We start from the raw sequence: 19,171 nt of genomic DNA on the forward strand, positions 1-19,171 counted from the left end.
CATGAGTGAAGGGTTTGCCCAATTTCCTATTACAGGGAGAGCAGTTGCTGATGCACTCGAGTCGCTCGCGGGACCTGGAGATATCTGGGAGGTTTCAGCCATTGAAACATTAACTTCAGCGGATGACGTGCTGCTGGGTGACCTGTGGCGACGCGTGGTCGCGGGGGACAGGGTCTTCGCTACTCGAGAGATTTGCTCCGCACTGGTAAGAGCAGATCAGGTGGTTACCCTGTATGCGCGTCTGATTGGCAAAGACAATGTTCACCTCTACATTGATGATGGCATTGCTGCCTCTGATGACGGAATTAAGGAAGGCCGCTAGATGAGGAGGGTTTGCTGGCGCAGCTGAGGACGTTGATGGCCCCGCGGAATACATCAGAGGTCATATTGCGCCCTTGAACGCATCGGTTCCATAGCTGTTTGCTGCGTAGAAGATTGGGTGTGCAGGTGCTATGTGATGGAGTAGCCTCAAAAGGAGGAGCTGAGTGCCAGGGTTTGTTGAAAGCTTCCCCATTTGGGCTTCCATCATTCTAGGTGCCATGTGGATAAACGCATTTGCGGCTCACAGGATGTTGCTTAAAATCGAGCGTGAACGGCCGGAAGTACTCGCTGCAGTCGGAATCATCAAGGTTGATTGGTGGCTTAGGTGCTTGCGCGGTATTGCAGTGCTTGCCCTTACTTCCAAAGGGCAGACGCTCCATCAGGGGGAACGGTGGGTGTTGAGGGGCGTCGTGATGATGTACGTCTTCTTGATTGCCTCCGGGGTATCCATGCTTGTTGGCATGTAGGGGACGGTGCCTCAAGGCCGTTGATGGTGGATGGAACGGCATTACGGTGAGATTGCCCGTTCCTGGCATCACTCGGTGTTTCCCGGTCACGCCTCTGCTTGCTTTCGTCCAGCGCGCAATAAAAAACGCCGCAGTTTCCTGCGGCGCTCTCATGCTTCCCCGATTCTGGCGAATCCTCAGCCCAGCAGCTTTCGCACCTTCGTCAACGCGGTCATGAACCGCTCGATCTCGGCGTGCGTGTTATAGAACGCCAGCGAGGCACGGCAGGTAGCGGCAACGCCAAAGTACTGCAGCAGCGGGTGTGCGCAGTGCTGGCCCGAGCGCACGGCCACGCCTTCCAGGTCGAGCAGGGTCGCCAGGTCGTGCGCATGCGCGCCATCGATCAGGAAAGAGACCACCGCAGCCTTCTCCGGCGCTTCGCCGATGATACGCAGGCCGTCAACGCGGCGCAGCTCTTCGGTGAAGTGCGCCAGCAGTTCGGCTTCGCGCGCTTCGACGTTCTCCTGGCCAAGCTGCTGCAGGTAGTCGGCAGCCACGCCCAGGCCGATGAAACCGGCGATGTTCGGGGTGCCGGCTTCGAACTTGTGCGGGGCATCGTTGAACACGGTGCCGTCGAAGCTGACTTCCTTGATCATCTCGCCGCCACCAAGGAACGGCGGCATCGCGTCCAGGTGCTCGCGGCGTGCCCACAGTGCGCCGGTACCGGTTGGCCCGCACATCTTGTGGCCGGTGATGGCGTAGAAATCGCAGCCGATCGCGGCGACATCGACCTTGCGGTGCGGTACCGCCTGCGAGCCATCGACCACGGTGATGATGCCGCGCTTGCGCGCTTCGCGGCAGATCTCGCGCACCGGGTTGACCGTGCCCAGCACGTTCGAGACGTGGGTGACCGCCAGCAGCTTGACCTCCGGGGTCATTGCCGCGCGCAGCGCATCCAGATCGAGTGCGCCGTCAGGCGTGATCTCGGCCACGCGGATGGTGGCGCCGGTACGCTGCGCGACCAGCTGCCACGGCACGATGTTGGCGTGGTGCTCCATGCGCGTGATCAGGATCACGTCACCGGCCTTCAGCCGTGGCAGCGCCCACGAGTAGGCCACCAGGTTGATGGCGAAGGTGGTGCCACTGCACAGCACCAGGTCGCTGGGGCGCACGTTGAGGAAGCGCGCCAGCTTGTTGCGTGCGCCTTCGTAGGCATCGGTGGCTTCGCTGCCCAGTGCATGCACCGCGCGGCTGACGTTGGCGTTGTAGCGGCGGTAGAACTCGTCCACCGCGCCGATCACCTGCACCGGCTTCTGGCCGGTGTTGGCGTTGTCGAAATAGACCAGCGGCTTGCCGTGCACTTCACGCATCAACAGCGGGAAGTCGAGGCGGACGCGGTCCCAGTCGGGGGCGCCGGTGCGTTCTTCGATCGGTCGCGGCGTGGACAGGTTCATGCCACACCCGCCTCGGCCAGCGCCTTGTCCAGCCGACGTGCCAGCTGCGCACGCAGTGCGTCGGGCAGGATCTTCAGCGGCTCGTGGCAGAACGCGGCGCTCAGCAGTGCCTGCGCCTGGGCCTGCGGCAGGCCGCGCGAGCGCAGGTAGAACAGCGCATTGGCATCGAGCTGACCGACGGTCGCGCCGTGCGCGGCCTTCACTTCATCGGCGTCGATCACCAGCGTCGGCTGGGTGTCGATCTCGGCATCGGCCGACAGCAGCAGGTTCTTGTTGGACAGGTTCGCGTCGGTGCCATCGGCGCCTTCGCGGATCTGGATGCCACCATGGAACACCACGCGGCTGCGGTTGGCGGCGACGCCGCGCCACAGCAGTTCGCAGGCGGTATCGCGTGCGATGTGGTCGATGCCCAGGCGGGTTTCGACGTGGCGGCGGCCATTGCCAAGCAGCACGCCGTTGGCGGTCAGCTGGGCATTGTCGCCTTCCAGGCGCACGTTCAGTTCATGGCGGCTGAGCGCGGCGCCCAGTTCCAGGTCGACGCGGTGGTACTGCGCGTCGCGGGCCAGCACCGCGTCGGTGCGCAGGAAGCTGGTCTGGCGCCCGCTGCCGGCCTGCACGCGGGCGTGCTTGAGCACGGCATCACGGGCGACGTGGGCATGCAGCACGGTGTTGTCCAGGTGGGCGGAGTCACCCACGCTGAAGCGATGCTCGACCACGCCCAGGCTGGCGCCGGCACGCAGTTCGATCAGGTGACGGTGGTGCCAGGCCAGGTCAGTGTCGCCGGCGACGCTGGCGAATACCAGCTGCAGCGGCGTTTCGACCTGCACGCCTTCATCCACGCGCAACACCACGCCTTCATCGGCCAGCGCGGCATTCAGGCGGGCGAAGATCTCCTCGCTGCGTTCGTAGCGGCGGCCAAGGAAACGCACGGCGTCTTCGCCGGAGGCCAGTGCGGCCGACAGCGGCTGCAGCTGCACGCCGGACGGCAGGGCCTGCACGTCGCTCAGCGCGGCATCCAGGCGACCATTGACGAACACCAGGCGCGGCGCCGGGATGTCGTCCAGCAGCGTGGCGTCCAGCGCCGGGCCCTGCAGCGGTGCCGCAGCGAACGCACGGCGTTCCAGCTGGCGCAGCGAGGTGTACTTCCAGGCTTCGTTGCGGGCGGCCGGCAGGCCGTCGCGCAGGGCCGCATCCAGCACTTCGCGGCGCGCATCGCTGCCGCAGAAGGCCTGGGCCATCGAATCAAGCAGGGCGCTCATCAGACCGCCGCCTCGGGCACGACCCGGTCCTTCAGGAAATCATAGCCGTGCGCTTCCAGTTCCAGTGCCAGCTCCGGGCCGCCACTCTTGACGATGCGGCCATCGGCCAGCACGTGCACCACGTCCGGCTTGATGTAGTCCAGCAGGCGCTGGTAGTGGGTGATGACCAGGAACGAACGGTCGGCGGCGCGCAGTGCGTTGACACCATCGGCCACGCTCTTCAGCGCGTCGATGTCCAGGCCCGAGTCGGTCTCGTCCAGGATCGCCAGCTTCGGTTCCAGCACGGCCAGCTGGAAGATCTCGTTGCGCTTCTTCTCGCCACCGGAGAAGCCTTCGTTGACGCCACGGTGCAGCAGTTCGTCCTTCAGGTGCAGCACGGCCAGCTTCTGGCGCACCAGCTTGAGGAACTGCATGGAATCGAGTTCTTCCTCACCGCGCGCCTTGCGCTGGGCGTTCAGTGCCGCGCGCAGGAAGTAGGTGTTGTTCACGCCCGGGATTTCCACCGGGTACTGGAACGCCAGGAACAGGCCGGCAGCGGCGCGCGCTTCCGGGTCCTGCTCCAGCAGGTCGACGCCGTCGAACTGCACGCTGCCTTCGGTCACTTCGTAGCCGTCGCGGCCGGCCAGGACATTGCCCAGGGTGGACTTGCCGGCGCCGTTCGGGCCCATGATGGCGTGCACCTGGCCGGGCTGGACGTCCAGCGACAGGCCCTTGAGGATTTCCTTGTCGCCGATGCGGGCGTGGAGGTTTTCGATCTTCAGCATGGTGGGGGTTTCCGTGGGGCGGGCCGCGGCCCGCCGGTAAAGAGAATGCGTTTGCGAGGGGCAGGGGCGGGCGGTCAGCCCACCGAACCTTCCAGCGAGACTTCCAGCAGCTTCTTGGCTTCCACCGCGAACTCCATCGGCAGTTCGCGGAACACCTGCTTGCAGAAGCCGTCGACGATCATCGACACCGCGTCTTCCTGGCTGATGCCACGGGCGCGGCAGTAGAACAGCTGGTCGTCGGAAATCTTCGAGGTGGTGGCCTCGTGCTCGACGGTGGCGCCCGGGTTCTTCACCTCGATGTAGGGGAAGGTGTGCGCGCCGCACTGCTTGCCGATCAGCAGCGAATCACACTGGGTGTAGTTGCGCGCGCCATCGGCATTGCGGTCCACACGCACCAGGCCGCGGTAGGTGTTCTGGCCGCGGCCGGCGCTGATGCCCTTGCTGACGATCTTGCTCTTGGTGCGCTTGCCGACGTGGATCATCTTGGTGCCGGTGTCGGCCTGCTGGCGGTGATGGGTCAGCGCCACGGAGTGGAACTCACCCACCGAGTCGTCGCCCAGCAGCACGCAGGACGGGTACTTCCAGGTGATCGCCGAGCCGGTTTCGACCTGGGTCCAGGTGACCTTGCTGCGCGCACCACGGCACTCGGCACGCTTGGTGACGAAGTTGTAGATGCCGCCGACGCCGTTTTCGTCGCCCGGGTACCAGTTCTGCACGGTGGAGTACTTGATCTCCGCGTCTTCCAGCGCGACCAGCTCGACCACCGCAGCGTGCAGCTGGTTCTCGTCGCGCATCGGCGCGGTGCAGCCTTCCAGGTAGGACACGTAGGCCTTGTCCTCGCACACGATCAGGGTGCGCTCGAACTGGCCGGTGTGGCCGGCATTGATGCGGAAGTAGGTGCTCAGTTCCATCGGGCAGCGAACGCCTTTGGGAATGAACACGAAGCTGCCATCGGAGAACACCGCCGAATTGAGCGCGGCGAAGTAGTTGTCGCCCACCGGCACCACGGTGCCCAGGTACTGGCGGACCAGTTCCGGGTGTTCCTTGATGGCCTCGGACATCGAGCAGAAGATGATGCCCTTCTCGGCCAGTTCCTTGCGGAACGTGGTGCCGACGGACACCGAGTCGAACACCGCGTCCACCGCCACGCCGGCCAGCTTGGCACGCTCGTGCAGCGGCACGCCCAGCTTGTCGTAGGTGTCCAGAAGTTCCTTCGGCACGTCATCCAGCGAGGCGTACTTCGGGCCCTTCGGCGCGGAGTAGTAGCTGAGCGCCTGCAGGTCGATCGGCGCGATCTCCAGCTTGGCCCAGTCCGGCATCGGCATGGTCAGGAAGTGGCGGTAGGCGTCCAGGCGCCACTGCGTCATCCACTCCGGCTCTTCCTTCTTGGCCGACAGGGCGCGGATGGTGTCCTCGTCCAGGCCCGGCGGCAGGGAGTCCGATTCGATCTCGGTGATGAAGCCGGCCGAATACTTGCGGCCGAGCTGCTCGTGGATCTCGCGGTTGGGGGTGTCGTCGTGGGCGACGTTTTCGATGGTTTCGGTGGCCATGGGGGGCTGCCTACGGATCAGGAGACGACGTCGACAGCGATGGTGCGGCGCTGTTCGTCATCGGCAAGGGGGAGAGGGGGCAGGATCTGCGCAAGGGTGACATCGCGCAGGGCCTCGGAAACCACGTCGTTGATCAGCCGCCAGCTGCTGCGCGCGCCGCACTTGGGCGCCATGCCGCACTGGTGGTGGTCGTGGCTGCATTCGGTCAGGGCCAGTGGCCCTTCCATCGCTTCGACCACTTCGAACAGCGAGATCTCGATGGCCGGGCGGGTCAGGCGGTAGCCGCCACGCACGCCGCGCAGGCCTTCAACCAGGCCGGCCTGGGCCAGCGGCTTGAGCACCTTGCTGACGGTGGGCGGCTCCAGACCGGTGAATTCGGCCAGCTCGGTGGCACTGAGCACCTCGCCCGGACGGGCGGCGAGCACGGTCAGCACGACGGTGGCGTAATCGGTGAGTTTGGTGACGCGCAACATGGGGATGCGAGTGGTTCTTAAAGCGGACTGAAATTGTACGCTTTTATTCGCCGCCATCCAACCCGGGCATTCAGCCGGCGCTGGGGCCGGGCCGGGAGGAAACACCGGGGCCGTTGCCAGGGCGCAATGCTGCGCCAACGGGGTGATTTTCGCAATCACCCGGAATGGGCGAGAATCCCTGTTCCATTCGCTGCAAACAGCCCGTGCCGATGCCGAAGAAGATCCAAGCCCGCAAGTCCGCCATCCATGGCAACGGCGTGTTCGCCGTGGCCCCGATCAAGCAGGGCGAGCGCGTGATCCAGTACAAGGGCCTGCTGCGCAGCCACGGCGACGTTGATGCCGATGACAGCGGCGACGTCGAAAGTGGCCATACCTTCCTGTTCACCCTCAACGACGACTGGGTGATCGATGCCAACTACAAGGGCAATGACGCGCGCTGGATCAACCACAGCTGCGACCCGAACTGCGAGGCGGTGATCGAGGAAGACGAGGACGGCGACAGCCGCGGCGACAAGGTGTTCATCGAGGCGCTGCGCGATATCAAGGCCGGCGAAGAGTTGACCTACAACTACGGCATCACCCTGGCTGAGCGTCACACCGCCAAGCTGAAGAAGATCTGGGAGTGCCGCTGCGGCTCGCCCAAGTGCACCGGCACCATGCTGCAGCCCAAGCGCTGACCCGCAGCGGGTAGTGCCGGCCGCTGGCCGGCACACATGTGAAAAGCGTGCCGGCCAGCGGCCGGCACTACCTTACTTACCCAGCACGCCTGCCGGCACCAGGTTGCCCAGGTTCTGGTTGAAGGTGACCACCAGCTTGCCGTTCTTCACCTGCGCCGACTGCACCTGCAGGGCGCCGAGCAGGCCGGCCACGGCCGGGTCCAGCTTGTAGATCGGTTCGCGCTGGGCGTAGTCGCTCAGCCAGGCATTGAGCAGGCCGCGGGTGCGCGAATCGAGGCGACCGCCCTGGTTGGCCGGGGTGAAGTCATCCACGCTCGGCTGCTGCAGGTGGAAGCCCTGGGTCTGCGCGTCGTAGCGCAGTCCACTGCTGAGCTTCACCGTGCCCAGCTTGGCCGGGTTGCCACCGGCGGTGGCCAGTGCCACATCCATGCCCAGGTTCAACCGTTCGCCGGCCGGAAGACTCAGTTGCGGGTGACTCATGGTCAGGGCGATCAGGCCGCCGAGGGCGTCCTGGGTGCGCGGGAAGCTGCCATCGAGGTACTGCTGCACGTCGCTGGCGCCGACCGACAGTTCGCGGCCGGAAATGGAAGGGGCGGCCTGGGCGCCGATCGCAGCGGCGATCAGTACGGTGGAGGCGGCGAGGCGGGTCATCAGGGAACGCAGGCGCATGGCGGTGACCGGTGGATATGAATGGACGAATCAAAGAGTAGCCGTGCCGGCTGAATCGCGCGTGCATGCCGCTGCAACGGTTCAGTCCAGCGATGGGCGCAGTTGCGCCGACTGGATCTGCCAGGCGCGACCATCGGCACGGGGTTGCACCCGGTACCAGCCACCGAAGCGGAAGGTGCCCTCAGGGGTCACTGCGCGGATCTGCACCGGAACCTCCAGCAGCTGCGGCGGCTGGTGACCGTCGCGCGCGATCGGTAGTTCGCTGGTCAGGCGCAGGCTGCGCACGTCCGTGAGCTGGCGCAATGCGGCATCGTCGGCGCGTCGTGCATCGCTGGGCGGGAAGGTCCACGCGGCGTCGACGGCCTTGCGATCGCGATTGAGCAGGGCCATGACATAGGCATTGAGCATTCCCGCCGGCAGCTCGGCCTCGGCCGCGACGGCGGCAAACAGGGGATCGACATCGATGCCCTGCACGGTCGGTGCATCGCCTTCTGCGGCGGTCTGTGACTTCGTGCGGGCAGCCGCCTCGGCCGTGGCCGACGGTGTGGCATCCGCTGGATCGGATTGCGATGTCGGCCGGGAACAGGCCAGCAGCACCAGCGGTGCGAGCAGTATCAGGAACCTGCGCATGTCTGCCTCCTCCCCGAGGCGAACGGAAGGAGGCAGTGTATCGGCTGTTCCGCGATCAGCGGGAGGAGGGCAGCTGTTCCAGTGCATCCAGCGCCGGCAGCACCTGCGCGGCGATGGCGGCCAGGGCATGGCCTTCGGTGTCGGCGTGGCGCTGCACGATGTCGCGCAGCAGCTGGGTGGCGATCACCAGGGTCGCGCGCTCGTCGCCGCTGATACCAGCGGTACGCGGTGCCGCTTCCAGCAGGCGCATCAGGTCGCGGCTTGCGCGATGTTCCAGTTCGATGGTGCAGCGCCCGGTGCACTGCAACCCGTCCTTTTCGATGGGGGTCACCGAGATCCGGTAGCGGGTGGAGGGGCTGGCCATGAGGGTGTGCTCGCCGTAGCTGTGGAGGATGTGCCCACCTTAGGCAAGGCCGTGCCCGGCGGCGATGGCCGGGGCTGCACGCAGTGTTCCACCCGGTACGTTCCGGGGCCGCAACGGACCACGCCCAGCCAATGGCGACGGGCCTGTACGCGCATTCCCGGGGATGCGGCAACGCTGTGTTGCGGGCTGTGGTTGGGACAAAAAAAACGGGACGGCCAGAGCCGTCCCGTCGGAATCCGCGTTGGGGCGCGCGCTTACAGCGCGGCGTCCTTCAGCTTCTTCAGCGGACGCACCTTCAGCTTGGTGGTGGCCGGCTTGGCAGCGAACCACTGCTCTTCCTTGGTGAACGGGTTGATGCCCTTGCGCTTCGGCTTGGCCGGCACATTGACGGTGGTGATCTTCAGCAGGCCCGGCAGGGTGAAGGAGCCAGCGCCCTTCTTGTGCACCGAGGAGGCGACGGCGCTTTCAAGCGAGGCCAGCACAGCGCGGACGTCCTTGGCGATGACGCCGGAGGCTTCAGCGATGTGTGCAACCAGGCCGGACTTGGTCAGCACTTCCTTGATCGGCTTCGGAGCGGCCGGCTTGGCGGCTGCCTTCGTCGCGACTTTCTTCACTGCCTTCTTCGGGGCAGCCTTCTTAGCGGTCTTTGCCATGGTTTCCTGTTCCGTGAACGGTTGGTTGTTTGGTCGGCGCCGAACCCCGTCGGCAAGCGCAATGTAGGGCAACTCTCGGGCGCCGCCAATAGCCCGAAGCGTGGAAAGTGCATGTTTTTTCATATCCAGGCCGATTCAGTACATGGCCGGCAGTGGGGGAAGGGGGCGTGGCAGCGCGCGCGATGGTCCGCGCCCGCCCGTCGGAGGAATGCGCGAAACCACTGAAAACAAGGGAAAAATGCGCGCCGGCCTGGCGAAGAAGTGACCAGTTGTCCGGTTTCCGGCGGACCTGTGGCGTGCGGCGGAGCGACGCAGGGCTAACGCCTCCCGTGCGAGGGTGACCGTTCATCACCGTCACGCAGGAGCAGCACATGGGAATCTCGCGACACGCCACCGCGCACTGGGAAGGCGATCTGAAGTCGGGCAAGGGGCAGTTGAGCACGCCGCAGAGTGGGCTGCTGGACAAGACCCGCTACGGCTTCAACAGCCGCTTCGGCGACGAAAAGGGCACCAATCCGGAAGAACTGATCGCTGCCGCGCACGCCGGCTGTTTCACCATGGCGCTGTCGGCCAAGCTCGGCGAAGCCGGCTTCACCCCGACTTCGCTGGATACCGAAGCCAAGGTCGATCTGTCGCTGGAAGGCGGCCCGCAGCTGTCGCAGATCCGGCTGAAGGTGAAGGCGGTGGTGCCGGGCATCGACGCGACGCAGTTCCGTGCGATTGCCGATGACGCCAAGCAGAACTGCCCGGTATCCAAGGCGCTGAGCGCAGTGCCGATCAGCCTGGAAGCCGAGCTGGGCTGAGCGGCCGCTACCTGTAGAGCCGAGCCCGCGCTCGGCTCTACCGCTTGCGGATCACCAATCGATGGTGCCGCTGATCACCGTCTGCACCTGGCCGCCCGACCAGACCTCGCCGTCCTCGTCGACCAGCAGCGTCAGGCGTGCATCGTGGCCGACTTCGCGGCCCTGGCTGACTTCGAACGGTGCACGACCACGGGGCAGGGCATCGCGCAGGTCCAGCCATGCGGCCAGCACGGCGTTGGCGGCACCGGACGCGGCGTCCTCGAAGCGGCGTCCATTGCCGACGAAGGCACGTACCGCCAGATCGAAGCCCTCACCGCCATCGCTGAAGGCATAGGCGAACACGCCCATGCTGTCGGTGGACTCGGCCAGTGCGGCCACCGCATCCCAGTCCGGCTGCAGCGCGCGCAATGCGGCCTCATCGGCCACCTGCACCACCCACCAGCTGCGTCCGCCCTGCATCCGCGCCGGCGGCAGCGTGCCCAGCGGCCAGTCCTTCAGTGCGGCCTGCAGGCGTGGATCGGTCGCCTCGGCAGTCTCGGCCAGCTGCGCGCGCGGCGTGCGGATGGCGATGCGCTGCTGCACACCCTCACCGCTGACGCGTAGCGGCAGGGCACCGGCAATGCCGTCCTGCACCAGCACACCATCGACCGCTGCGGCCAGGCCGGCCTGCAGCACCGCATGCGCGGTGCCGACGCTGGGGTGGCCGGCAAACGGAACTTCCTTCTGCGGGCTGAACATGCGCAGCCGGTAACTGGCACCGGCGACCTGCGGCGGGAACACGAAGGTGGTTTCGGGCAGGCGCGTCCAGCGCGCGATGGCCTGCATGCTGGCGTCGTCCAGGCCCTCGGCATCGAGCACCACGGCCAGCGGATTGCCGGCGCCGGCGCGCGGGGAGAACACATCCAGCTGCAGGAAACGGCGGGTGGACATCAGGCGGCACTCCAGTAAACAGGCCGCATAGCGTAGCGCGGGGCACCCAAAAGGGGACGGAGGGAATTAAGTCGCTTTTGCCCCATGTGCCATAAGCGACTTAATTCCCTACGTCCCTTTTTTCCGTGGGCTACCAGCGAATGTGGCCGTCGATGACCGCCTGCACCTGGCCGCCGATCCAGACAGTGCCCTGCGCATCGACCTGCACCTGCACGCGGCCATCGCGGCCGACTTCGCGGCCCTGGCTGGCCACGTAGTGGCCCTCGCGGCCGGGCAGAGCGTTGCGCTGCCGCAGCCAGGCACCGATCAGGGCATTGGCGCTGCCGGTCACCGGGTCCTCGGGTACGGCGGCCGCATCAGCGGGGCAGAAGGCGCGCACCACCCGGGTGTGGTCGGTGCCAGCTTCGTCGGCGAACACGGCCAGGCCGGTGGCATCAGTGGTGAGGCTCCAGTCGGCCAGTGCGGCCATGTCCGGCACCAGGTTGCGTACGGCGGAGGCGTCGCGCAGCGGCAGCAGCCACCAGCGAGCGCCGTTGTCCCACAGTTCGGGTACGTGCCCGCTGGCAGCCAGCGCCAGCAGCGCTTCCGGCGCTCCGTCCGCCGCTGTGTCCAGTTGCTGCGCCGGTGGGCTGGCCAGTTGGATCTGCAGCGCCTCGGCCGGGCCGCACACCCGTACCGGCAGCAACCCCGCCGCGCATTGCTGCAGCAGGGCACCGTCGCGTGGATGCGCCAGGCCGCAGGTCACCGCCGCCCAGGCGGCGCCGACGCTGGGGTGGCCGGCAAATGCCAGCTCGCGGGTCGGGGTGAAGATGCGGATGTGGTAGTCGGCGCCCGGCGCACTGGGGCGCAGGAAGAACACCGTCTCGGACAGGTTCAGCCAGGCGGCCAGGGCCTGCATCTGGCTGCTGGAGAGCTCGTCGGCGTCCAGGATGGCGCCCAGTGGGTTGCCGGTGCCGGGGCAGGGGGCGAAGACATCGAGCTGCAGGTAACGGAGGACGGCCATCTACGAGGATATTGCGCTTAGAATCAAAGGTTCCGCCCCCGAGGGCGGCTTCCCCACATTCTACATAGCCAATCCATGTCAGCTTCCCCCCTTGTCGATCGTTGGATCGTACTGAAGTTCGGCGGCACCTCGGTGTCGCGTCGTCATCGCTGGGACACGATCGGGAAGCTGGCGAAAAAACGTGCGGAAGAGACCGGCTCGCGCGTGCTGGTGGTGGTTTCGGCGCTGTCCGGGGTCACCAACGAACTGACTGCGATCGCCGATGGCGCGCCGGACAGCCGTGATCGCGTGGCGGCGCTGGTCGAACGCCACGAGGCCTTCCTGGTTGAACTCGGCCTGGGCCGCGAGGTGCTGGCCGAGCGCCTGGCGGCGCTGCAGGGGCTGCTCGACGACGCGCGCGCGGCCACCCGGCCGCTGCAGTGGCAGGCCGAAGTGCTGGGCCAGGGCGAACTGCTGTCCTCCACCCTGGGCGCGGCTTATCTGCACGCTTCGGGCCTGGACATGGGCTGGATGGATGCCCGCCAGTGGCTGGACGCGATGCCGCCGCAGCCGAACCAGAGCGACTGGTCGCAGCGGCTGTCGGTGAACTGCCAGTGGCGTGCCGATGCGGAGTGGATGCAGCGCTTCCGCGCGCAGCCGACCCGCCTGCTGATCACCCAGGGCTTCATTTCGCGGCATGCCGATGGTGGTACCGCCATCCTCGGCCGTGGTGGCTCGGATACCTCGGCGGCGTACTTCGGCGCGCTGCTCGGCGCCAGCCGCGTGGAGATCTGGACCGATGTGCCGGGCATGTTCAGTGCCAACCCGAAGGACGTGCCGGACGCGCGCCTGCTGACCCGCCTGGACTATTACGAGGCGCAGGAAATCGCCACCACTGGCGCCAAGGTGCTGCACCCGCGCTCGATCAAGCCGTGCCGCGATGCCGGTGTGCCGATGGCCATCCTCGATACCGAACGCCCTGAACTGCCGGGTACCAGCATCGATGGCAGTGCTGCGCCGGTCCCGGGCGTGAAGGCGATCAGCCGCCGCAACGGCATCGTGCTGGTGTCGATGGAAGGCATCGGCATGTGGCAGCAGGTCGGCTTCCTGGCCGATGTGTTCAACCTGTTCAAGAAGCATGGCCTGTCGGTGGACCTGATCGGTTCGGCCGAAACCAACGTCACCGTATCGCTGGATCCGTCCGAGAACCTGGTCAACACCGATGTGCTGGCCGCGCTGTCGGCCGACCTGTCGCAGATCTGCAAGGTGAAGGTGATCGTGCCGTGTGCGGCGATCACTCTGGTGGGCCGTGGCATGCGTTCGCTGCTGCACAAGCTGTCGGACGTGTGGGCCACCTTCGGCCGCGAGCGCGTGCACATGATCTCGCAGTCGTCCAATGACCTGAACCTGACCTTCGTCATCGACGAGGCCGATGCCGATGGCCTGCTGCCGGTGCTGCACGCCGAGCTGATCGACAGCGGCGCGATGCCGGTGGAAGAGACCGAAGTATTCGGCCCGCGCTGGCGCGAGATCGCCGGCACCGTGCGCCCGCGTGGCACGCCGTGGTGGCGGGGCCAGCGGGCGCACCTGCTGCAGCTGGCCGATGCTGGCACGCCGCGCTATGTCTACCACCTGCCGACCGTGCGCGCCCGTGCCCGCGCGCTGGCCGCGATCAAGCCGATCGACCAGCGCTACTACGCGATCAAGGCCAACAGCCACCCGGCCATCCTGCAGCTGCTGGAAGCCGAGGGCTTCGGCCTTGAGTGTGTATCGCACGGCGAATTGAAGCACGTGTTCCAGCACCTGCCGGAACTGTCGCCCAAGCGTGTGCTGTTCACCCCCAGCTTCTGCCCGCGCAGCGAGTACGAAGCCGCGTTCGCGCTGGGCGTGACCGTCACCGTCGACAACGTCGAAGCGCTGCAGCGCTGGCCGGACCTGTTCCGCAACCGCGAGCTGTGGCTGCGCGTGGATCTGGGCCGTGGCGAAGGCCACCATGCCAAGGTCCGCACCGGCGGCAAGGACTCCAAGTTCGGCCTGCCGATCGCCCGCGTCGATGAGTTCGTGCGCGCGGCCACCGATCTGGGCAGCCGCGTGGTCGGCCTGCACGCGCACCTCGGCAGTGGCGTGGAAACCGCGCAGCACTGGCGTCTGATGTGCGATGAGCTGGCCGGTTTCGCCCGCCGCATCGGCAGCGTACACACCATCGATATCGGCGGTGGCCTTCCAATTCCGTACAGCGACGAAGACGAGCCGTTCGACCTGGACGCCTGGGCCGAGGGTCTGGCCGAGGTCAAGGCACTGCATCCTGCATTCCGCCTGGCGATCGAGCCGGGCCGCTACCTGGTGGCCGAGTCCGGCGTGCTGCTGACCCATGTCACCCAGGTGGTGGAGAAGGACGGCGTGCGCCGTGTTGGTCTGGACGCCGGCATGAACGCACTGATGCGCCCGGCCCTGTACGACGCCTGGCACGACATCGAGAACCTCAGCCGCCAGGGCGGTTATGCCGAAGCGGCATTCGACGTGGTCGGCCCGATCTGCGAATCCAGCGATGTGTTCGGCAAGCGCCGCAAGCTGCCGGTGTCGACCGCACCGGACGACGTGATGCTGATCGCCGATGCCGGCGCCTACGGCTATTCGATGGCCAACACCTACAACCAGCGGATGCTGCCGCGCGAAGACGTGATCGAATGACCACCGCGCGCGCCCTGCACCCGCCCACCGACACGCCCCGCACCATCGCGCGGGCCCGTGCCTGACCGGATACACCATGACTGCTTTCGACAAACACCAGGTTTCCCGCTTCCGTTTCGTCCGCTGCGAATTCGCCGCGGACACCGGCGTGGCCAAGCTGGTCTACGCCTTTGATGATGGCCCGGAGATGGTGGAAACCATCACCGTGCCGGGCGCTCCATTCGTGCTGGACGAAGCGCGTACCGCCGCTGTGCAGCGCGCGCTGCAGCTGCTGCACCTGATCGCCGGTGTCAGCTACTACAAGGCGGGCGTGCCGGAGACGGTCAGCATCGACAGCTACGCCATCGATGCCGATACCGCTGCGCTGGTGGAGACGGTCTACCTCAACGGCCTGGGTGAATTCGCGTACCGCAATGGCCTGAACCTGCGCGGGCGGTTCCGCCTGCCGGTGCAGGGCGACGCGGTGCAGGCGCCGGTGCTGGGCCTGCAGCCGCACGCGCTGGTGGCGATCGGTGGCGGCAAGGATTCGCTGGTCAGCATCGAAGCGCTGCGCCGTGCCGGCGTGGACGAGACGGTGACCTGGATCGGTGGCTCGCAGCTGATCCGTGCCTGCGCCGAACGCACCGGCCTGCCGACGCTGAACCTGGGCCGCGCGCTGGCGCCGGAACTGTTCGAGCTCAACCGTCAGGGTGCGTGGAACGGGCATATCCCGGTCACTGCGGTGAACTCGGCGATCATGGTGCTGGCCGCGCTGCTGCAGGGCGTGGACCAGGTGGTGTTCTCCAACGAACGTTCGGCCAGCTACGGCAGCCAGATTCCGGGCACCGGCGAAGTGAACCACCAGTGGTCCAAGGGCTGGGCATTCGAGCAGGCGTTCGGCAGCCATGTGCAGACGCACGTAGCGGCGGACCTGCAGTACTACTCGCTGCTGCGCCCGATGTCGGAGCTGGCAGTGGCCCGCCAGTTCGCCAAGACCGATTTCTACGACGCGCATTTCTCCAGTTGCAACCGCAACTTCCACATCCTCGGCGAGCGCCCGGTGAACCGCTGGTGCGGCGTCTGCCCGAAGTGCCATTTCGTGTTCCTGGCGCTGGCCCCGTTCATGCCCAAGACGCGCCTGGTACGCATCTTCGGCCGCAACCTGCTGGACGATGCCGAGCAGGCCGGTGGCTTCGATGCACTGCTGGAATTCCAGGACCACAAGCCGTTCGAGTGCGTGGGCGAAGGCCGCGAATCGCGTGCGGCGATGGCGACCCTGGCGCAGCGCCCGGAGTGGAAGGAAGACGTGCTGGTGAAGCGCTTCTGCAATGAGATCCAGCCGCAGCTGGATGCCGCCGAACTGGAACTGGCACCGCTGCTGCAGCTGCAGGGCGAGCACCGCGTTCCGGCTGCGCTGTGGGAACGGGTGCGTGAAGATTTCGACGCTTGAAGGAAAGCGCGTTGCGCTGTGGGGCTGGGGCCGTGAGGGCCGCGCCGCGTTTGCGGTGCTGCGCGAGCGCCTGCCCACGCTGCCGCTGAGCCTGTTCTGCCCGGCGGCCGAAGTGGAGGCCGCGCGTGCGGAAACACAGGGCGTGCTGGACGTGCGTGGCGAGCCTTCTGCTGAAGCGCTGGCCGCGTTCGACGTGGTGATCAAGTCGCCCGGCATCAGCCCCTACCAGCCGGTCGCGCTGGCGGCGGCGGGGCAGGGCACCACCTTCATCGGTGGCACCGCGCTGTGGTTTGCCGAACATGCAGGTGCCGATGGCATCGTGCACGACACCGTGTGCGTGACCGGCACCAAGGGCAAGAGCACCACCACCGCGCTGGTCGCGCACCTGCTGCGTGCCGCCGGCCACCGCACCGGCCTGGTCGGCAACATCGGCCTGCCGCTACTGGAAGTGCTGGACCCGCAGCCCGTACCCGCGTACTGGGCGGTGGAACTGTCCAGCTACCAGACCGGCGAAGTGGCGCGCAGTGGCGCCCATCCGCAGGTAGCGGTGGTGCTGAACCTGTTCCCGGAGCACCTGGACTGGCACGGCAGCGAGCAGCGTTACATCGACGACAAGCTGCGGCTGGTGACTGAAGCCGCGCCGCGCATTGCCGTGCTCAATGCCGCCGATCCGCACCTGGCCGTGCTGTCACTGCCCGATAGCGAGGTGGTCTGGTTCAACCAGCCGCAGGGTTGGCACATGCGCGGTGACATCGTGCATCGCGGTGAGCAGGCGGTGTTCGATACCCGCAACACCCCGCTGCCGGGTCGCCACAATCGCGGAAACCTGTGCGCGGTGCTGGCAGCGCTGGAAGCGCTGGGATTGGACGCGGTGGCGCTGGCGCCGGCGGTGCAGGATTTCCGCCCGTTGCCGAACCGCCTGCAGCGCATCGGCGTGGCCGATGGCCTGACCTACGTGAACGATTCGATCAGCACCACGCCGCATGCCAGCCTGGCCGCGCTGGAGTGTTTCGCCGGCCAGCGCATCGCGCTGCTGGTGGGGGGCCATGATCGTGGCCTGGACTGGACCGATTTCATGCAGCACATGGCGCACGACGTGCCGCCGGTGGAGATCGTGACCATGGGCAGCAACGGCCCGCGCATCCACGCCATGCTGCAGCCGCTGGCCGATGCTGGTCGCTTCGGCCTGCACGCGGCGGCGGATCTGCCCGAGGCAATGGCGCTGGCACGTGCCGCGTTGGGTTCTGAAGGCGGGGTGGTATTGCTGTCGCCGGGCGCGCCGAGCTTTGGTGCCTACCGGGATTACGTGGCGCGTGGCCGTCATTTCGCTGAGCTGGCTGGGTTTGACCCGGAGAGCATCAGCGCGATTCCCGGGCTGGGTATCGCTTGAAGGTAGTGCCGGCCGCTGGCCGGCAACCTCCGGAGAAATTCATCCACGCATGGCGTGGATCTACTGTTCGTCTTCGATGAACGCGTAGCCGCCTTCGATCAGCTGCTGCAGGTACGCATCGAAGCTGGGCGCGATCACCGCATAGCTGTCCGGATCGTGCAGGTAGCGCACCACCTGGCCGACCGCACCGCCCGGCGCGGGATCAAAATCCAGGTACAGCATCGAGGTGCCGCCGTTGTTCATGCAGTGCGAGAAGCACAGGCGGCGGTTCATCGGCAGATCGGCGTCGATGCCCTCACCCAGGATCTCCGGCTCGTCATCCAGCCACTCTTCGTAGATGGAACGGATGCTGTCGTCCCACTGCTGCTGGTCTTCGAAGATCTGCGCAACCGAACGCAGGTAGTAGGGATAGCCGCCGTCCTCCACGTCCGAGCCGAGCACCAGCACGCAGACCTCGCCGCCGGGGTACTCACGGAAGTGGGTGCCATCCACGCGGGACAACAGTTCCAGCAGGCTGTCTGGCACCTGAGGCCACTGCGCACGCAGGCGCTGCAGGTCTTCGCCGCTGGCGCCCTGCACGTGGGCCCACTGCGGGGCATCCTCGGCAGGCAGGCGGGGGATCAGGCCAGACAGAAAGCGATCAACAAGGTTCATGCAGAAAAAAGGGGACGGAGGGGATTAAGTCGTATCCAACCACACCTGCGTCACGTCGCCAATGCAGAATGCGACGCGGGAGGGGCGAATACGGCTTAATCCCCTCCGTCCCCTTTTTCTTGCGGAGCAGGCGCATGAATCGTTGGCGATGCAGTGTGGCGGTGGTTCTGGGGCTGGCGGCGATGCCGGCGTGGGCGGCGATGAAGACGCAGCCGGTGGAGTGGAAGCACCACGGCACGACTTTCAGCGGCGTGCTGGTCTATGACGACGGCGACAACGATAAGCGCCCCGGGCTGGTGATGGTGCCGAACTGGAAAGGCGTGAACGAATCGGCGGTCGAGAAGGCCAAGCAGCTGGCCGGCGATGACTATGTGGTGCTGGTGGCCGATGTCTACGGCAAGAGCGTGCGGCCGAAGACCGATGCCGAGGCCAGGCCGGTGGCGACCAAGCTCCGCAATGATCGGCCGCTGCTGCGTGCGCGTGCGCTGGAGGCGGTGAACGTGCTCAAGGCCCAGGCCGGCAAGGCACCGCTGGATGCCAGCCGGATCGGTGCGGTGGGCTTCTGTTTCGGTGGCACCACGGTGCTGGAGCTGGCCCGTGCCGGTGCGCCGCTGGCAGGGGTGGTCAGCCTGCACGGCGGGCTGGGTTCGCCGCTGCCCGCACAGGCTGGTGGCAGCCACCCGTCGGTGCTGGTGCTCAATGGCGCCGACGACACCAGCGTGACCGCCGAGGACATCGGCAGCTTCCAGAAAGAAATGGACGCGGCCAAGGTCGATTGGGAGTTCACCAACTACAGCGGCGCGGTGCACTGCTTTGCCGAGCGCGATGCCAACAGCCCGCCGGGCTGCCAGTACAACGAGCGCGCGGCGAAGCGCGCGTGGAAGGCGCTGGATGAGTTTTTCGAGGAGCGCTTCGAGAAACGTTGAACCGTGCAGCGGTAGTGCCGGCCGCTGGCCGGCATTCCCGTGACATCCGCAGCATCATGAGGTTGCCGGCCAGCGGCCGGCACTACAATGCGGTAAACGTGATCGG

Annotated in this window: 19 protein-coding genes; 7 read left to right on the forward strand and 12 right to left on the reverse strand. The window is 66.5% G+C overall.

Going from position 1 to position 19,171, the window contains the following annotated elements:
- Position 1 precedes the first annotated feature (1 nt).
- The gene (locus tag MG068_RS04985; protein WP_125894193.1) at positions 2-322 is read left to right on the forward strand and encodes an apurinic/apyrimidinic endonuclease family protein; all 321 of its coding nucleotides are present in this window, start codon (positions 2-4) and stop codon (positions 320-322) included.
- A gap of 642 nt (positions 323-964) precedes the next feature.
- Here MG068_RS04985 and MG068_RS04995 read toward each other — a convergent pair.
- From MG068_RS04995 to MG068_RS05015, 5 genes are all read right to left on the reverse strand, one after another.
- Positions 965-2,221, reverse strand: coding sequence for a cysteine desulfurase (locus MG068_RS04995; RefSeq protein ID WP_005408431.1), 1,257 nt, complete (start codon positions 2,219-2,221; stop codon positions 965-967).
- On the reverse strand, positions 2,218-3,480 hold the full coding sequence (gene sufD / locus MG068_RS05000; RefSeq protein WP_071228085.1) for a Fe-S cluster assembly protein SufD: 1,263 nt from the start codon (positions 3,478-3,480) through the stop codon (positions 2,218-2,220). The genes MG068_RS04995 and sufD overlap by 4 nt, the downstream gene beginning before the upstream one ends.
- Positions 3,480-4,244: a Fe-S cluster assembly ATPase SufC gene (sufC, locus tag MG068_RS05005; RefSeq protein ID WP_019337095.1), complete on the reverse strand. Its 765-nt coding sequence runs from the start codon at positions 4,242-4,244 to the stop codon at positions 3,480-3,482. The genes sufD and sufC overlap by 1 nt, the downstream gene beginning before the upstream one ends.
- A gap of 74 nt (positions 4,245-4,318) precedes the next feature.
- Entirely contained in the window at positions 4,319-5,794 is a 1,476-nt protein-coding gene (gene sufB / locus MG068_RS05010) for a Fe-S cluster assembly protein SufB (RefSeq protein WP_043396952.1), read from the reverse strand.
- A gap of 17 nt (positions 5,795-5,811) precedes the next feature.
- Positions 5,812-6,267, reverse strand: coding sequence for an SUF system Fe-S cluster assembly regulator (locus tag MG068_RS05015; protein WP_005408436.1), 456 nt, complete (start codon positions 6,265-6,267; stop codon positions 5,812-5,814).
- Between the two features lie 209 nt (positions 6,268-6,476).
- On the opposite strand from MG068_RS05015, the gene MG068_RS05020 reads away from it, so the two are divergent.
- Positions 6,477-6,944 carry an SET domain-containing protein gene (locus tag MG068_RS05020; RefSeq protein WP_012479369.1) on the forward strand — a complete coding sequence of 156 codons (468 nt, stop codon included), beginning with the start codon at positions 6,477-6,479 and terminating at the stop codon, positions 6,942-6,944.
- A 72-nt stretch (positions 6,945-7,016) separates the two neighbouring features.
- Here MG068_RS05020 and MG068_RS05025 read toward each other — a convergent pair whose 3' ends face one another.
- The 4 genes from MG068_RS05025 to MG068_RS05040 form a co-directional block, all read right to left on the reverse strand.
- Positions 7,017-7,613: a YceB family lipoprotein gene (locus MG068_RS05025; RefSeq protein ID WP_012510326.1), complete on the reverse strand. Its 597-nt coding sequence runs from the start codon at positions 7,611-7,613 to the stop codon at positions 7,017-7,019.
- A gap of 81 nt (positions 7,614-7,694) precedes the next feature.
- Positions 7,695-8,243, reverse strand: a complete 549-nt coding sequence (locus MG068_RS05030; RefSeq protein WP_132809459.1) for a hypothetical protein — start codon at positions 8,241-8,243, stop codon at positions 7,695-7,697.
- Between the two features lie 55 nt (positions 8,244-8,298).
- Positions 8,299-8,607 carry a DUF3861 family protein gene (locus MG068_RS05035; RefSeq protein WP_049398822.1) on the reverse strand — a complete coding sequence of 103 codons (309 nt, stop codon included), beginning with the start codon at positions 8,605-8,607 and terminating at the stop codon, positions 8,299-8,301.
- Between the two features lie 254 nt (positions 8,608-8,861).
- Positions 8,862-9,260, reverse strand: coding sequence for an HU family DNA-binding protein (locus MG068_RS05040; RefSeq protein WP_010483539.1), 399 nt, complete (start codon positions 9,258-9,260; stop codon positions 8,862-8,864).
- A 371-nt stretch (positions 9,261-9,631) separates the two neighbouring features.
- On the opposite strand from MG068_RS05040, the gene MG068_RS05045 reads away from it, so the two are divergent.
- Positions 9,632-10,063 carry an OsmC family protein gene (locus MG068_RS05045; RefSeq protein WP_005408443.1) on the forward strand — a complete coding sequence of 144 codons (432 nt, stop codon included), beginning with the start codon at positions 9,632-9,634 and terminating at the stop codon, positions 10,061-10,063.
- Between the two features lie 51 nt (positions 10,064-10,114).
- On the opposite strand, the gene MG068_RS05050 is transcribed toward MG068_RS05045, so the two are convergent.
- Positions 10,115-10,993 carry a PhzF family phenazine biosynthesis protein gene (locus MG068_RS05050; RefSeq protein ID WP_049422719.1) on the reverse strand — a complete coding sequence of 293 codons (879 nt, stop codon included), beginning with the start codon at positions 10,991-10,993 and terminating at the stop codon, positions 10,115-10,117.
- A gap of 130 nt (positions 10,994-11,123) precedes the next feature.
- Complete coding sequence (locus MG068_RS05055) at positions 11,124-11,996, reverse strand: PhzF family phenazine biosynthesis protein (RefSeq protein ID WP_132809461.1); 873 nt, start codon at positions 11,994-11,996, stop codon at positions 11,124-11,126.
- 75 nt (positions 11,997-12,071) lie between these two features.
- Here MG068_RS05055 and MG068_RS05060 point away from each other — a divergent pair, with 75 nt between their 5' ends.
- From MG068_RS05060 to murD, 3 genes are all read left to right on the forward strand, one after another.
- Positions 12,072-14,666 (forward strand): bifunctional aspartate kinase/diaminopimelate decarboxylase, encoded by a 2,595-nt coding sequence (locus tag MG068_RS05060; RefSeq protein WP_132809463.1) that lies wholly within the window; start codon positions 12,072-12,074, stop codon positions 14,664-14,666.
- Positions 14,667-14,742: 76 nt separating this feature from the next.
- Complete coding sequence (murL, locus tag MG068_RS05065) at positions 14,743-16,095, forward strand: UDP-N-acetyl-alpha-D-muramoyl-L-alanyl-L-glutamate epimerase (protein ID WP_132809464.1); 1,353 nt, start codon at positions 14,743-14,745, stop codon at positions 16,093-16,095.
- A complete protein-coding gene (gene murD / locus MG068_RS05070) occupies positions 16,076-17,485 on the forward strand; it encodes a UDP-N-acetylmuramoyl-L-alanine--D-glutamate ligase (protein WP_132809466.1) in 1,410 nt (469 codons plus the stop codon). The genes murL and murD overlap by 20 nt, the downstream gene beginning before the upstream one ends.
- A gap of 60 nt (positions 17,486-17,545) precedes the next feature.
- Here murD and MG068_RS05075 read toward each other — a convergent pair whose 3' ends face one another.
- Positions 17,546-18,139: an SMI1/KNR4 family protein gene (locus tag MG068_RS05075; RefSeq protein ID WP_049462184.1), complete on the reverse strand. Its 594-nt coding sequence runs from the start codon at positions 18,137-18,139 to the stop codon at positions 17,546-17,548.
- Between the two features lie 134 nt (positions 18,140-18,273).
- Between MG068_RS05075 and MG068_RS05080 the strand changes: the two genes are divergently transcribed.
- Complete coding sequence (locus MG068_RS05080) at positions 18,274-19,065, forward strand: dienelactone hydrolase family protein (protein WP_132809468.1); 792 nt, start codon at positions 18,274-18,276, stop codon at positions 19,063-19,065.
- The last annotated feature ends 106 nt before the right edge of the window (positions 19,066-19,171 follow it).

The sequence above is a fragment of the Stenotrophomonas sp. ASS1 genome, from assembly GCF_004346925.1.
In the GTDB taxonomy this organism is placed as follows: Bacteria; Pseudomonadota; Gammaproteobacteria; order Xanthomonadales; family Xanthomonadaceae; genus Stenotrophomonas; species Stenotrophomonas maltophilia_A.

What these genes read in the sequence shown, in the direction of transcription:
- MG068_RS05020 (WP_012479369.1), top strand. Translation starts at nt 6,477, where the DNA reads ATGCCGAAGAAGATCCAAGCCCGCAAGTCCGCCATCCATGGCAACGGC.
- sufB (WP_043396952.1), bottom strand. Translation starts at nt 5,794, where the DNA reads ATGGCCACCGAAACCATCGAAAACGTCGCCCACGACGACACCCCCAAC.
- MG068_RS04995 (WP_005408431.1), bottom strand. Translation starts at nt 2,221, where the DNA reads ATGAACCTGTCCACGCCGCGACCGATCGAAGAACGCACCGGCGCCCCC.
- MG068_RS05015 (WP_005408436.1), bottom strand. Translation starts at nt 6,267, where the DNA reads ATGTTGCGCGTCACCAAACTCACCGATTACGCCACCGTCGTGCTGACC.
- MG068_RS05080 (WP_132809468.1), top strand. Translation starts at nt 18,274, where the DNA reads ATGAATCGTTGGCGATGCAGTGTGGCGGTGGTTCTGGGGCTGGCGGCG.
- MG068_RS05075 (WP_049462184.1), bottom strand. Translation starts at nt 18,139, where the DNA reads ATGAACCTTGTTGATCGCTTTCTGTCTGGCCTGATCCCCCGCCTGCCT.
- MG068_RS05030 (WP_132809459.1), bottom strand. Translation starts at nt 8,243, where the DNA reads ATGCGCAGGTTCCTGATACTGCTCGCACCGCTGGTGCTGCTGGCCTGT.
- MG068_RS05055 (WP_132809461.1), bottom strand. Translation starts at nt 11,996, where the DNA reads ATGGCCGTCCTCCGTTACCTGCAGCTCGATGTCTTCGCCCCCTGCCCC.
- MG068_RS05060 (WP_132809463.1), top strand. Translation starts at nt 12,072, where the DNA reads ATGTCAGCTTCCCCCCTTGTCGATCGTTGGATCGTACTGAAGTTCGGC.
- sufD (WP_071228085.1), bottom strand. Translation starts at nt 3,480, where the DNA reads ATGAGCGCCCTGCTTGATTCGATGGCCCAGGCCTTCTGCGGCAGCGAT.
- MG068_RS05050 (WP_049422719.1), bottom strand. Translation starts at nt 10,993, where the DNA reads ATGTCCACCCGCCGTTTCCTGCAGCTGGATGTGTTCTCCCCGCGCGCC.
- murL (WP_132809464.1), top strand. Translation starts at nt 14,743, where the DNA reads ATGACTGCTTTCGACAAACACCAGGTTTCCCGCTTCCGTTTCGTCCGC.
- MG068_RS05040 (WP_010483539.1), bottom strand. Translation starts at nt 9,260, where the DNA reads ATGGCAAAGACCGCTAAGAAGGCTGCCCCGAAGAAGGCAGTGAAGAAA.
- sufC (WP_019337095.1), bottom strand. Translation starts at nt 4,244, where the DNA reads ATGCTGAAGATCGAAAACCTCCACGCCCGCATCGGCGACAAGGAAATC.
- MG068_RS04985 (WP_125894193.1), top strand. Translation starts at nt 2, where the DNA reads ATGAGTGAAGGGTTTGCCCAATTTCCTATTACAGGGAGAGCAGTTGCT.
- MG068_RS05035 (WP_049398822.1), bottom strand. Translation starts at nt 8,607, where the DNA reads ATGGCCAGCCCCTCCACCCGCTACCGGATCTCGGTGACCCCCATCGAA.
- MG068_RS05045 (WP_005408443.1), top strand. Translation starts at nt 9,632, where the DNA reads ATGGGAATCTCGCGACACGCCACCGCGCACTGGGAAGGCGATCTGAAG.
- MG068_RS05025 (WP_012510326.1), bottom strand. Translation starts at nt 7,613, where the DNA reads ATGCGCCTGCGTTCCCTGATGACCCGCCTCGCCGCCTCCACCGTACTG.